The 12,947-nt window shown below is 30.7% G+C and carries 12 protein-coding genes; 3 read left to right on the top strand and 9 right to left on the bottom strand.

The window, feature by feature from the left end; genetic code table 11:
• Window positions 1–3: 3 nt before the first annotated feature.
• From ES045_RS03330 to ES045_RS03320, 3 genes are read right to left on the bottom strand one after another with little or no spacing between them, the layout of a single operon-like run.
• Entirely contained in the window at window positions 4–726 is a 723-nt protein-coding gene (locus ES045_RS03330) for a hypothetical protein (RefSeq protein ID WP_147112397.1), read from the bottom strand.
• The gene (locus ES045_RS03325; RefSeq protein ID WP_147112394.1) at window positions 723–1,991 is read right to left on the bottom strand and encodes a polysaccharide ABC transporter ATP-binding protein; all 1,269 of its coding nucleotides are present in this window, start codon (window positions 1,989–1,991) and stop codon (window positions 723–725) included. Before ES045_RS03325 ends, ES045_RS03330 begins: the two co-directional genes overlap by 4 nt.
• Window positions 1,991–2,845, bottom strand: a complete 855-nt coding sequence (locus ES045_RS03320; protein ID WP_147112391.1) for an ABC transporter permease — start codon at window positions 2,843–2,845, stop codon at window positions 1,991–1,993. The genes ES045_RS03325 and ES045_RS03320 overlap by 1 nt, the downstream gene beginning before the upstream one ends.
• 132 nt (window positions 2,846–2,977) lie before the next feature.
• On the opposite strand from ES045_RS03320, the gene ES045_RS03315 reads away from it, so the two are divergent.
• The gene (locus ES045_RS03315; RefSeq protein ID WP_147112388.1) at window positions 2,978–3,445 is read left to right on the top strand and encodes a GNAT family N-acetyltransferase; all 468 of its coding nucleotides are present in this window, start codon (window positions 2,978–2,980) and stop codon (window positions 3,443–3,445) included.
• Window position 3,446: 1 nt separating this feature from the next.
• Here ES045_RS03315 and aroQ read toward each other — a convergent pair whose 3' ends face one another.
• The 3 genes from aroQ to ES045_RS03300 all read right to left on the bottom strand — a co-directional run bounded on the left by aroQ (window position 3,447) and on the right by ES045_RS03300 (window position 5,462).
• Window positions 3,447–3,860 carry a type II 3-dehydroquinate dehydratase gene (gene aroQ / locus ES045_RS03310; protein WP_147112385.1) on the bottom strand — a complete coding sequence of 138 codons (414 nt, stop codon included), beginning with the start codon at window positions 3,858–3,860 and terminating at the stop codon, window positions 3,447–3,449.
• 76 nt (window positions 3,861–3,936) lie between these two features.
• Window positions 3,937–4,440: a transporter gene (locus ES045_RS03305; RefSeq protein ID WP_147112382.1), complete on the bottom strand. Its 504-nt coding sequence runs from the start codon at window positions 4,438–4,440 to the stop codon at window positions 3,937–3,939.
• 104 nt (window positions 4,441–4,544) lie between these two features.
• Window positions 4,545–5,462 (bottom strand): hypothetical protein, encoded by a 918-nt coding sequence (locus ES045_RS03300; RefSeq protein ID WP_147112379.1) that lies wholly within the window; start codon window positions 5,460–5,462, stop codon window positions 4,545–4,547.
• Window positions 5,463–5,514: 52 nt separating this feature from the next.
• On the opposite strand from ES045_RS03300, the gene ES045_RS03295 reads away from it, so the two are divergent.
• Complete coding sequence (locus ES045_RS03295; protein WP_147112376.1) at window positions 5,515–5,886, top strand: TM2 domain-containing protein; 372 nt, start codon at window positions 5,515–5,517, stop codon at window positions 5,884–5,886.
• Window positions 5,887–5,950: 64 nt separating this feature from the next.
• Window positions 5,951–6,847 (top strand): site-specific tyrosine recombinase XerD, encoded by an 897-nt coding sequence (gene xerD, locus ES045_RS03290; protein ID WP_147112373.1) that lies wholly within the window; start codon window positions 5,951–5,953, stop codon window positions 6,845–6,847.
• 48 nt (window positions 6,848–6,895) lie between these two features.
• On the opposite strand, the gene ES045_RS03285 is transcribed toward xerD, so the two are convergent.
• The 3 genes from ES045_RS03285 to ES045_RS03275 all read right to left on the bottom strand — a co-directional run bounded on the left by ES045_RS03285 (window position 6,896) and on the right by ES045_RS03275 (window position 12,856).
• Window positions 6,896–8,005 carry an alkaline phosphatase family protein gene (locus ES045_RS03285; RefSeq protein WP_147112370.1) on the bottom strand — a complete coding sequence of 370 codons (1,110 nt, stop codon included), beginning with the start codon at window positions 8,003–8,005 and terminating at the stop codon, window positions 6,896–6,898.
• Window positions 8,006–8,223: 218 nt separating this feature from the next.
• Entirely contained in the window at window positions 8,224–9,702 is a 1,479-nt protein-coding gene (locus tag ES045_RS03280; protein WP_147112368.1) for a SusD/RagB family nutrient-binding outer membrane lipoprotein, read from the bottom strand.
• A gap of 4 nt (window positions 9,703–9,706) precedes the next feature.
• Entirely contained in the window at window positions 9,707–12,856 is a 3,150-nt protein-coding gene (locus ES045_RS03275) for a SusC/RagA family TonB-linked outer membrane protein (protein WP_147112365.1), read from the bottom strand.
• Window positions 12,857–12,947 lie beyond the last annotated feature (91 nt).

Below are 12,947 nucleotides of genomic sequence, written 5' to 3'. Positions count from 1 at the left end.
ATATTAAATAGAGCAACAGTATTTATATTTTTCTGTAGTAATTATCTTTACGTCCTTAAAACCAAAAAAGGTTTCATGGTGAATTATGATTCCTTTTTGTTTAAATACAGATTGTAACTCATAAAAAGTATCTTTTTCTCCTTGTCGTTGATAATCATCAAATATAATTATGAATTCATGACCTAGACTTATTTCTTTAGCAATAGAGACTATATCATATCTTGAAAATCTTGGACTACCATGTGGCCCATCTACAACATATAAATCGTATTTTTTTTCAATTTTAGATTCTAAATTTTCATAAAATTTAACTGGAAATTCATGAATATTTTTTTCAATTATAGGACAAATGTTTATTTTAGACCTTTTAGATAATAAAAACTGTGTTTTAAAAGCTGAAGCCCAATATTTATCTTGCTCTATTATTAAATGATTAGACTTTGTTAAATAAGAATCTAAATAAGTCGAAATAAATTTTGAAGACTCTCCTAAGCCTAATTCTAATATATTTAGTGGTTTATTATCTTTTAAAACCCTATTTAAGATATAAAAAAAGGCGTAATTACCAGCCCATCTGCCTATATTTAAAGACAGGTCTTTAACACCTTCTTGACCTCTAATACTATCATGATATATTTGACCCCACTGTAACTCTTTAAGATGTTTTATTTGCGTTTTTTGGAATGCTCTATTCTCTCTAATTAATTTTTTTATTTTATTAATCATAATTCATTTAAGACTTTAAAATTAAACAAAGCTTTACTTTGGCTTGTAGATACTAATGCTCCATTACCATAATAATCTCCTTCTTCTACTTCAAATGAAAACGCATTTTGAATCCAGTCTGAAATTTCATTATTTACTGTTATATGAGTCGTAATATAATAAGTTCCTTTATTAAGATTTAATTTATCAATTTTAAAAATTAATTTATTAACCACTTCATCATCTGAGCCACAATTAACTAAACTAGTACTTAACCAAGCTATTCTTTGTCCAAGATTATCATCTATTCTCAAATCCATTTGAACATCAATAAATTTTGCTTGCACAATATTATCTAAAATAAAGGTCATTTTAAATGGTAAACCTGTTTGTGGTTTTACATCCTCTTTTTCACCATGTACCTTAACTTCTTTTATTAATAATTTTCCATTTCCTTTTCTATCAAGAAAAATATTTACATTTGAATCGTTTTCAGAGCCTTCTAGATAAAACGTTACAGCTTCCTCTACATCTCCTTCAAATTCTGTTTTTCCATTTTTTAACACTAGCGCTCTAGTACACAGGTTTTTAACAGCAGCCATATTATGACTCACAAACAACACCGTTCTTCCTTCCCCTTTAGAAATATCCTGCATTTTACCAATAGCTTTCTTTTGAAACTCGGCATCACCAACAGCTAATACTTCATCTATAATTAAAATATCTGGTTCTAAAAAAGCTGCTACAGCAAATGCCAAACGAACGGTCATTCCGCTTGAATACCGCTTTGTAGGTGTATCAATATAACGCTCACAACCAGAAAATGCTACAATCTCATCATACTTAGCGTCAATTTCAGCTTTGGTCATCCCTAAAATGGCACCATTTAAATAAACATTTTCTTTACCTGTAAGCTCTGGATGAAACCCTGTACCTACTTCTAATAAAGACGCAACTCTACCGTTAAACTTTATATTACCAGTAGTAGGTGAAGTAATTTTAGACAAAATCTTTAACAAGGTAGATTTACCGGCTCCATTTTTACCAATAATACCTAAAACTTCTCCTTTTTTTACTTCAAAATTAATATCTTTTAAAGCCCAAACATAATCTGACTTCCCTTTTGTAGCTCTATCATTTGTATCTCCAATTTTTAAAAAGGGGTCTTCTTTACCTCTTAGAGCATACCACCAGCGCTTTAAATCGTCGCTAATACTACCAGTACCCACCAATCCTAATCGGTATTGTTTACTTACGTTTTCTGCTTTTAGTATTACATCACTCATTATATCGTATCTATAAAACTTTTTTCTGATTTATTAAAAATAATAATTCCTAAAAACAATATTACTATTGTAAAAACAACTGTAAATAATAACATTAATCCATTAAAACTTCCTGTATCTAACAAAATATAGCGCACCATTTCTATTACTACAGCTAAAGGATTGTATTTAACAATCCAAACATATGCTGGAAGTTTTTCTGCAAAATATGCTACAGGATACATTACCGCTGATACATACATTAGTAATTGCATTCCAAATTCTACTAATATTTTTAGATCTCTATATTTAGTAACCATAGATGATATAATCATTCCGAGACCTAAACCCATCATACCCATTATTAAAACCATTAGCGGAAACAATACAGTGTATCTATTTAAACTGATATCAGCTCCTTGGGTATAATAATAAATGTAAAAGGCTACAAAAATTAGAATTTGTATTCCAAAACGAACTAAATTAGAGATAACTACTGAAATAGGCATGATAATTCTTGGAAAATATACTTTTCCAAATATCCCTGCGTTTGCATTAAATGTATTTGAAGTTGCTGAAAAACAAGATTTAAAATAATTCCATATAGTAATACCAGCTAAATTAAATAAAAATGGTGGTACGCTTCCTGTGGAAATATTTGCTACATTATTAAAAATTAAAGTAAAAACTACCGAAGTAAATAAAGGCTGAATCAAATACCATAAAGGTCCCAGAATAGTTTGTTTATAAACGGTTACCACATCACGCTTTACAAAAAGCATTAGTAAATCTCTATATTGCCAAACTTCTTTTAAGTTTAAATCTAATAAATTATTTTTGGGCGTTATTTCAAAAAGCCACTTATCTTTCTGCATACATCTTTTTAATAGTGTAAATATAAATTATTTTAATAGATTTCTTATTCTTTTTGATTGAAACGTATTATTTTTACGATACTATGAGGGGAAACAATCGCTTATAGTCTTTACCAAATAAGATACACCAACTTGAAGAAAAAAACGAATCAAATTATCTCTTTTAATAATAAGTATGCTAAAGATTTTTACAACTTAAATGTAGAGTGGCTAGAAAAAAATTTTTACGTAGAACCTTATGACGAAAAAGTATTAAGCAATCCGAAAGAATCTATTATTGATCATGGGGGATTTATCTTTTTCGTAAAGCATGAAAGCAAAATTATAGGTACTGTAGCTTTAATTAATCAAAATACTTATTTTGAATTGAGTAAAATGGCCATTTCACCAGAATATCGAGGTTTAAAAATAGGTAAACAATTAATTCGTTATTGCATCAATTTTGCAAAAGAAGAGCAATGGAAAAGCATCACATTATATAGTCATAGAAAATTAGTTCCTGCTATTAATTTGTATAAAAAAGTAGGCTTTGTAGAGGTTCCTCTAGAAAAAGAGGTTCATTATGAGCGTGCTAATATTAAGATGATTTTAAATCTTTAGTTTACAAAAAACTCTGAATCCCTAAATCGTATCCTTTTAGTCCAAAACCGAATAAAACTCCGCTTGCATTTGGCGAAATATAACTGTGTTGTCTAAATTCTTCACGCGCGTGTATGTTAGAAATATGGACTTCTACAACCGGTGTTTCTATTCCTTTTACAGCGTCTCCAATACCAACAGAAGTGTGTGTGTATGCAGCAGCATTTAAAATAATTCCGTCATAATCGAAACCAACTTCATGCAATTTATCTATAATTTCTCCTTCAATATTAGATTGATAATAGTACAATTCTACAGTATCGAATTTTAATTGCAACTCTCTAAAATAATCTTCAAAAGTTTTAGAACCGTAAATTTCTGGTTCTCTTTTTCCTAAAAGATTTAAGTTGGGGCCGTTAATAATTATAATTTTCATATTTCAAAAGTACATATTTTTATATAAAAAAACGGAAGCTAATCAGCTTCCGTTTTATAAATATATTTTTCTTCACTTAAAGTCCAAACATTACTCCTAAACTAACATTAGAGAAATTTGTTCCGTCATTACTTATCCCAGAATACGAAACATTAAGTTGTGTTTTTTCTCCTATTTTGTAACCTACAATCGGTCTGTAATAGAAACCACCATCGTAATTATCATCAAGACCAACAGCATACCCAAGGTTTGCGCCTACTACAAATTTATCTGAAACATTAAATCTTGCAGCACCCGAAATCGGTAAAAAAGAAGCATCAGAAACCTCAAAAGTTCCGCCTCCAATTACATCAACATCTTTTCCAAAAAAGTGGTTATATTGTATAGAAGGCCCTAATGTAAAACCTGCTGCTACAGGATACATATAATTTAATTCTGCTCCTAATGTTAAGTTTGATAAATCTGCGGTATCACCTGTTGGTGCACCAATGTTAAAACCACCGTTTAAAACACCTTCTTGTGCACTTAATTCTCCTAAACTTGCAATTGCTAAAAATGCAATAAAAAATACTTTTTTCATAATTTTAATTTTAGATTAATTTTAAATTCTTACACAAAAATAGCTTTGTTTCTATGCTAGATTGTGCTCTATAAATTTAAAAATTGACTCAAATGATAGCGTATTTATTTAGGTTGTTTTTTTACTTTTAATCGCACCACATTAATGGTAGCCTCTTTACCTTCTTCTAAATCTGCAATAACCTCATACTCACGTCTAAAGTCATATAATTTTAATTTAGTAGTATTTGTTTTTAATTTACCAGAGTTAATTGTTACAATTTTAATTAGATTCTTATCATCATTTAAATGAACTATAATCGCCTTCTTTTTCTTTTTTACTGAATAATTTTCTAAAATCGGAATGCCATTATTTAATATGGTTATCACGTCTCCATCTTCTTTTCCATAATCCCATATTTCCATTTTCATTTTATTGGTATACACATAAACGGAAACTTTTTCACCAGATTTAATGCTAGTTTCACTAAACTTTTTTAAATAATTTTCTGGTTTAATTTCTGCTTTTACAATACTATCTACCTTCTTTATCTTATCTATTTTTACAACTTTTTTATATAATTTTTTAATCTTTTTTTCGACGAATTTGGTACTTACTAATTTTACTTTTCCTGTTGCACAGGTATCTCTGTCATCATAAATGCCAATAAAATCTCCTTCTAATGATTTCTTTTTTGAATCTCCTTTAAATTGTCCTTTAAAACTTACAAAACAGAATTCGTCTGGTAGAAATTTAGATTTTGTATATAAAATATCACTTTCTTTAAATTGAATTTCTTTATTCTTCGGATTGTAATACCCTCTTATGTAAGACTTTGTTTCATTTTCACCTGATAGGTCTGTGTAAGAATACCCTTCGATAAAACCATTATCGTTAGAATTAAACACAATTTTATATGAAATTAATTGGTTAGAATCTAAAACCAAAGCGCCAAGTAGTTCATAATCAAATTCTTTTGATTCTTGAGAAAATTGGCTCAAGAAACTCATCATACTAAAAATAATAAAAAATCCTTTTTTCATAAATATTTTACTTTATATTTGAGACAAATTAACCTAAAAATAATCAATTACTATGAAAAAATCACTAAGCATTTACACATTATTATTTGCGTTTTTTGCATTTTCTTTTAATACACAGGCTTCTTTTCCTGTAAAAAAGAACACAGAAGTTGTAGAAGTTATTAAAGATAATAAAGTTGAGCAAAAAGAAGTAACTAGTTTTGCTGCAGTTGCAAGTTCTGGAAAAAGCCAGGTTACAGCTTTACTTCTATCTATTTTCTTAGGAGGATTAGGTATTGATCGTTTTTACTTAGGTTACAATCTACTTGGTTTTCTTAAATTAATAACTTTAGGAGGATTTGGTATTTGGTACATTATTGACCTTATTATGATAGTTACTGGAGATTTACAACCAAAGAACGGAAGCTATTCTAAGACACTTTAAAAATATTTTATCGTTTTATAAAACCACCCAATTGGGTGGTTTTTTTATTTAGTAAATTTACCAGATGAATTGGCAAAACGCAATTAAAGATTATCAAATGTATTTAAAAATAGAAAGAGGCCTTTCTAAAAATACGATGGACAGTTATTCTAGAGACTTAGAAAAACTTTGTGTTTTTTTAGAGGAGAATGAAATTACCATCTCTCCTATTGCTATTGATGGTAATCTTGTAAAGCAATTTATTTATGAGGTTGCAAAAAAAGTAAATCCAAGAAGTCAGGCACGAATAATTTCTGGTTTGCGTAGTTTTTTCGATTACTTAGTTTTTGAAGATTATAGAAATACAAATCCTACCGATTTAGTGGAAACACCCAAAATTGGTAGAAAATTACCAGATACTTTAAGTCAAGATGAAATTGATGCATTAATTACGGCCATCGATTTAAGCCATTCTCAAGGAGAAAGAAATAGAACTATTTTAGAAACAATTTACAGTTGTGGTTTGCGTGTTAGTGAAGCAATTACTTTAAAGATTTCTGATTTATTTTTTGAAGAAGGTTTTATACGTGTGCTAGGAAAAGGAAATAAAGAACGTTATGTTCCTATACATACAGAAGCACAGAAGTATATTTTAATATATCAAAAAGAAATAAGAAGTCATATTCAACCCCAAAAGGGATTTGAAGATACCTTGTTTTTAAATAGAAGAGGAAAAGGTTTAACGCGTCAAATGATCTTTATGATTCTAAAAGATTTAGCGCTTAAAATCGATTTGAAGAAGAAAATAAGTCCGCATACTTTAAGACATTCTTTTGCCACCCATTTACTACAAAACGGTGCAGATTTAAGAGCCATTCAGCAAATGTTAGGTCATGAAAGTATTACCACAACAGAAGTTTATGTGCATGTAGACAAAACGTATTTAAAAGAGATTGTAGAAACGTTTCATCCTAGAAAATAAAAAAGGCCTTTAAAATTTAAAGGCCTTTTACACTACTTAAATTCTATACTATTTTATAAAAGGAAAAGGTTTTCCTATAGAATCAGTAAGTATTTCAAGATCTAAAATTTTTGCAACAGAAGCTGCTACTTGATTTGTATACAACTGCTCTTCTAAGATTATTTCTCCTTTCGCTTCAATCTTATTTCCAAAAGCAATTACCCAAACCTGATCGGTATTTTCTATTGAGTTTCCATGATGTTTCCAAGTAGCCAAAGGCTCAGTTCCTCTGCCGTGATCTGTTGTAATTATAAAAGTAGTTTTACCTTTATAGAAAGCATCTTGTTGCGTGAAGTTCCATAATTTCTGAATAAATGCATCGGTTCTTTTTGCTGATTTTAAATACGCATCATACTCCCCATCATGTGCAAAATCATCGGTTTCTCCGTATGAAATATAAACCAATTTTGGATGCTGTTTTATTAATGTTTCCAAAGCAAACTGATGTGTAAAAGCATCTAAACGAACGCCTCCCCAAGGACTTGGAATTTGATCTTGTAGTTCATTTAAGAACATTTCTTTTGCTGTTAAATCTGTTCCTTTTGCTTTCCTAAAGCCAGCGTTTACATACAAACCACTTCTTTCTTCGTTTACAATAGACGGAAAAACATCCCAACTACCAAAAGCTGCTACTTTGCCTTTATATGCATCCGTTTTTTCTGCAATTTCTAAAATTGTTTTGTTCGGATTTGGCATTTTATTATTGCTTCTTATTCTTTTATCATCTGCCTTCCCCGTTAAAATTTCATTGTAACCAGGGTATGAAAAATGCATTCCGTTTGTTAAATTCATTTTACTTCCTTCCCAACGATTTCCATGAATTTGTCCCATTTTAGAAACTTCGTTCCAGATGAAAGGGAATAAAACGGCTCTTCTTTCTTTGGCAGATTCTTTCCAAAACTGCGCTTTCAACTCTTTGCCATTCCCAACATATTCTTTATTTTCTACCAATAAAGAATCTGCACCAGAAAACAATTCTTGCCAACGCAAACCGTCTAAAGTGATGATAAAAACTTTTGACGAATCATCTTTATAAATGGTTTTTCCTTGTTTTTTTTCTGATGTGCAAGCGGCAAGTATTAATAAAAATACTACGGATACTAATTTTATACTTTTCATTATTTTATTGTTTTATTGTTTTATTGTTTTATTGTTTTAAATTTTTTTTATTTATGATCAACTACCCAATTTACAAATTGAATTCTATTACGAACGCACACATCATAAACGGTATGATTATTTAGTTTTCTGTTTAGAATTTCATCCATTAAATGATTCTTTTGCTTCTATAAAACTAGGTAAATCCCTTGATAAATTTACAGTACATAACTCGTTTATCATTTCAACCACCAAGTTAACTCTCTAATTCCGTCATTAGAACCACCAAATTGTCTTGAAATTGCTTCTGTTACATTTTCTGAATTGTTATTGTATTCATCTAAAGGATAAATCCATCTTGTTGGTGGCGTATCTGTTCCCAAATATGGAAATGCAGGATAACTTGTCCTCAAATGATCAAAATACATTTTCCAGCCTCCTTGTAAGAAAGAAGTCAAATATTTCTGAGTGATAATTAATGCTAACTTTTCTGCTTCTGAATTAGCATTCGAAAAGTTTACTTTTGGTCCAGAAATGTATTTTGTTGCTGCTGCTTGCGTATAATATTCTTCATATCCCTTTGCATAAGTATTGTAAAATTTAAAATTTGCTTTGATACCATTTTCGTAAAATGCTTGTGCATTTCCAGCAGGAATCCACCCTTTTAGTGCCGCTTCTGCTAAAATAAACTGAACTTCAGAAAAACTTAAAAGATTGTGCGCTTCTGCCGTAGGATCTTTTGTATACCTATCATTTACTTTAGAAACTTTTCCTGCAGCTGCAAGTAAATTTACATCATTATAGGCAGCAATCGGGTTTCCGCCTTCGTAAGCAGTAAAATCATCAATTGCCAAACCAGCTTCTTTTGCCTTTTTTGTTTGTCCGGAAATAGCAAACAACCTCGTATCTTCTCTTTCTTTTAATAAATTCACAAAAGTTGAAGCCATGTATAACCCTGAACCATAACTACTTGAATTAAACTCGGTATATCTAGAGTCTACTGCATCAACAAACTCTAATCTTGCACTTTCTTTTGGTGTAGCAATAATTTCTTGTGAATTATAAATGGATGCAAATTCGTTTTTTATATCTAAAGAAGTGCTTCCTGCTTTTTTAGAAAGCGTTAATAAAACTTTTAGTCTAAAAGAATTCACTAATTTCTTCCATTTATGAATATCTCCATTAAAAATTGGGTCTCCTGTAATTACGTTTCCACCATCAAGCAACAAATTTGATATTGCTAACTCATTTAAAATTCCTGTAAAAACTCCTTCTTGTGTGCTGTATTTTGGTTGATACAAAGCTTCTGTTTCTCCTCTTAAAGCTTCCGCATAAGGAACATCTCCAAAAGTTAAAGCCAAGTCATAAAAATAATAGGCTCTAAAAAAATGACCAATTCCTTTGTAAGAATCATCAGCAACTCTATCTGCTTCTTCTAACATCTTTGTTACTTGCCTTAAACTATTATAGGCATCAAAACTACTTCTATCCCATTTGTAAAATTGCGATGAACTCTCGCCATCTGTTTGTACAATCATTCTAGAAGCATACATTGCACCTGCACCGTTTACTTGAAATGCTGCTGTTGCAATATTTGTTAAAAGTAAATCTGGGTGTGTTTGACTCACTTTATTAGGGTTGTTATTAATCTCTAATTCTTCACAAGAAGAAAAGAAAGCTACAGTTATTAAAAATACTATTATTTTAAAATTTTTCATTTTATTAAAATTTAAAAGTTAAACCTAAACCTAAATATCTTGTAGAAGGGTCTTGTAAATTATCATCATTGCCAAAATCTGGATCGATAATAGCTGCTTTCTTCCAAATAAATAAATTGTATCCGTTTAAGCTTGCATTAATTTGTTTGAAACCTTCTGCTTTAATCACCTTATTTAAGTCGTAACTTAAAGCCACTGTTCTTAATTTAAAATATGTTCTATTAAAAACATTGGCAAAAATCTTACTTTCCTTTGATGTTACTTGGGCTCTGTAAGGATAGTTTTGCGACCAAGATTGCCAGCTTACAGGTTTTGTATGTGCCGAATAGGTTCTAGTATCTGCCGTTACATTTCCATTTAAATCTCTTTGTACGGAACCTCCGGTAACATTTACTCCTGTTGGTACGTAAACCGTACCAATTCCGTTCTCATATTCTGCATCTCTGTGAATTGTAGAATTTGGATGTTTACCACCCCACCACATTTTCTCTACAGTTCTAGACCTTAGCAAACCACCCCAAACACCATCAACACCAACTTTTAAAGAAAAATCTTTGTATTTAAATGAGTTTTCAAGTCCTAATCTCCAATCAGGATTTTTATTTCCTATATTTTGCTGGTATGGGTTTTTTGTTGGTAAACTAGTATTATTATCTAAAATTAATTCTCCGTTTGCAGATTTTTCCCAAACAGTTGCGTAAAAAGCGTCTGTTCTATCATTCAATCTTAAATCATTGTATTGATCTGCACCTTCATCTAATCTTGTTAAACGTTGTACTTTTTTACTCCAATTTGTTAAAACATCCCATCTAAAATTGTCATTTTTAATTGGGGTTGCTGTAATTGAAACTTCATACCCGTTTGTTGTAAATTGATGTGCATTTTCTTTTCTTGATGAAAAACCAGAACCTAAAGAAATTGGTAAGTTTATAATAGAGTTTTCATCTATAGCATTGTAGTATGCAAAATCTAAACTGATTCTATTTCTTAAGAAACCTGCACTGAAACCTACTTCTACGTTTGTAGTTAAAGAGCCTTCTATATCTGGATTCACCAAGCTACCGGAGTACGATAATTGCGGACTTCCATCAAAAGTACCTGCATTGTCATAATAAGAATTTATTTGATACGCACTCAAAGACCTTTTTACTTGTGCCCAAGAACCAAAAACTTTTAAATAATTAATTGCTTCTGGTAATTCAAACCATTCAGAAACCAACGTACTTAAAGAAACTGATGGGTAAAACAAAGAATTATTATCTGTTGGTAACGTAGAGTGTTTGTCTGTTCTACCTGTGAATGTTAAGAATAGTTTAGCATCAAAATCTAATTCTAACATCCCGTAGAAGCTATTTACAGATCTTTCAGAAAAATCTGTAGTTCCTTTAATATTTCCTTTGGTATTATTTAAACTATACAATTCTGGTACAATAATACCATCTGTAGCATTATATTCCTGCTGATATTTATGATACTCTGACGATGCACCGGCATTTGCATTAAAAGAAAACCGGTCTGAGATCTCTTTATAATATGTCATTAACAAATTATAATCTACATCTAAAGAGTTGGTGTTCCATGTTTTATAATCACCATCTCTTGGGTCTCCATAATTTAAATAAGATTTTGGACTTTCTCTATTTTCAAATCGATCTTTCATAACTGCAGAACCCATTGCTTGCAGACTAAAATCATCTGAAATCTGATAACTTAATTTCATTTGTCCGTTTAGAACATTAGAATCATATTGCTGATTTAGCTCATGTGCAGCAAAATAAACATTGTTATACCAAGCATAATTATAGTTTGCTTGTCGATACCCTTCTTGACCAGGAATATACCTGTGTTCATTTAACTCTTTACCATTTACATCATCTCCCATCCAAATTAAAATGGTGTACATGTGGTTTTTGGGCCCGTAACCATGTCTAGGATAATTAGGAGAGAATACTTTATTGTAAGCAAGTTTGCTATCTAAAGTTAATTTATCTGATAATTTTGTTGATGCATTAAAAGTTAAACCGGCTGTTTTTACACTTGTATTTGGCACCCTACCCGTGTGAGATTTATAATTACCAGATAACCTAAAAGAACCTTTTTCTGTAGCATTTGATACAGAAAACGATGTGGTATTTATCACTGCAGTTTTTAAGAAATCTTTTAAATTATTATGATATTCCCAAGGAATAGGTACTCTAGAATAGCGAGATTTGTCATCATATTTTGTTCCACTAACATCTCCCCACCAAGGAGTAATTTCTCCATTTACATTGTCTAAAATAGGGCTATTCCATTGAGCTATTTTTACACCTGGTTCAAATTTTGGTCCCCAAATCATGTCTCCATCAGAAATACCTCCATCTTGTCCGTCCCAAAATTCATATTTTCCGTTAGAACCGCTTCCGTAGGCTGTTTGCGTTTCGGGAAAAACTGTAAAACCAGCACTAACCATCGTATTGTGAGCAACTGTTATTTCTAATCCATCAGCCTTTTTTCCTTTTAAAGTTGTTATTTGAACTGCTCCATTACCGCCTCTATAACCGTATAGAGCAGAAGCAGAAGTCCCTTTTAAAACTGTAATGTCTAAAATATCATCTGGTGAAATATCAAAGAAATCTGTACTTACAGGAATGCCGTCTACAACAATTAGAGGTGTTTTACCTCTTAAAGAAAAAGAAGGAGCTTGAAATAAACCGGTTGGATTGCTTACCGTTAAACCAGCGACCTTACCAGTAATTAAACCTGCAACATTGGGTGCTATAATTTCTTTAACTGCTGCTGCATCTATTTTTTGAGTGGCATACCCTACTTTCTTTTGTGCTCTTTTAATACCTAGAGCTGTTACAATAATTTCATTTAACATATTCTCTTCTGGCAGCAAACTAATAACAATGTCTTTTTTTTTTCCTATTATAATTTCTTGACTGATATATCCTAAATAAGTTATTTTTATAATACTTTTTTTGTCTTTATATGCTATTCTAAAATTTCCGTCAAAATCAGATGATGTCCATTTATCGCCATTTAAAATATGAACGGTTGCACCCGGCAAGGGACCTCCTGTTTCTTCTAAAATCTTCCCTTTTAACTCTTGCTGTGAAAAAGCAATTTGGCTTAGAAAAAATGACATTAAAATTAAAAAATTGTGTTTCATTTTGTAGTTATGTTTAGTTTATTATTTGACTACAAAGCAAAAACACTTAAGTTAAACTAACATATAGTAGATGTTAGTTTATAGCACACAA

Origin of the sequence: Polaribacter sp. IC073 (genome assembly GCF_007997075.1) — a bacterium.
GTDB lineage: Bacteria > Bacteroidota > Bacteroidia > Flavobacteriales > Flavobacteriaceae > Polaribacter.
Note: the sequence above shows the minus strand (reverse complement) of the source record. Positions and strands in the feature narration are given on the sequence as shown.

Bases quoted from the DNA above. Each gene is read 5' to 3' on its own strand.
- ES045_RS03330 (WP_147112397.1), bottom strand. From the start codon at position 726: ATGATTAATAAAATAAAAAAATTAATTAGAGAGAATAGAGCATTCCAA.
- ES045_RS03325 (WP_147112394.1), bottom strand. From the start codon at position 1,991: ATGAGTGATGTAATACTAAAAGCAGAAAACGTAAGTAAACAATACCGA.
- ES045_RS03320 (WP_147112391.1), bottom strand. From the start codon at position 2,845: ATGCAGAAAGATAAGTGGCTTTTTGAAATAACGCCCAAAAATAATTTA.
- aroQ (WP_147112385.1), bottom strand. From the start codon at position 3,860: ATGAAAATTATAATTATTAACGGCCCCAACTTAAATCTTTTAGGAAAA.
- ES045_RS03305 (WP_147112382.1), bottom strand. From the start codon at position 4,440: ATGAAAAAAGTATTTTTTATTGCATTTTTAGCAATTGCAAGTTTAGGA.
- ES045_RS03300 (WP_147112379.1), bottom strand. From the start codon at position 5,462: ATGAAAAAAGGATTTTTTATTATTTTTAGTATGATGAGTTTCTTGAGC.
- ES045_RS03295 (WP_147112376.1), top strand. From the start codon at position 5,515: ATGAAAAAATCACTAAGCATTTACACATTATTATTTGCGTTTTTTGCA.
- xerD (WP_147112373.1), top strand. From the start codon at position 5,951: ATGAATTGGCAAAACGCAATTAAAGATTATCAAATGTATTTAAAAATA.
- ES045_RS03285 (WP_147112370.1), bottom strand. From the start codon at position 8,005: ATGAAAAGTATAAAATTAGTATCCGTAGTATTTTTATTAATACTTGCC.
- ES045_RS03280 (WP_147112368.1), bottom strand. From the start codon at position 9,702: ATGAAAAATTTTAAAATAATAGTATTTTTAATAACTGTAGCTTTCTTT.
- ES045_RS03275 (WP_147112365.1), bottom strand. From the start codon at position 12,856: ATGAAACACAATTTTTTAATTTTAATGTCATTTTTTCTAAGCCAAATT.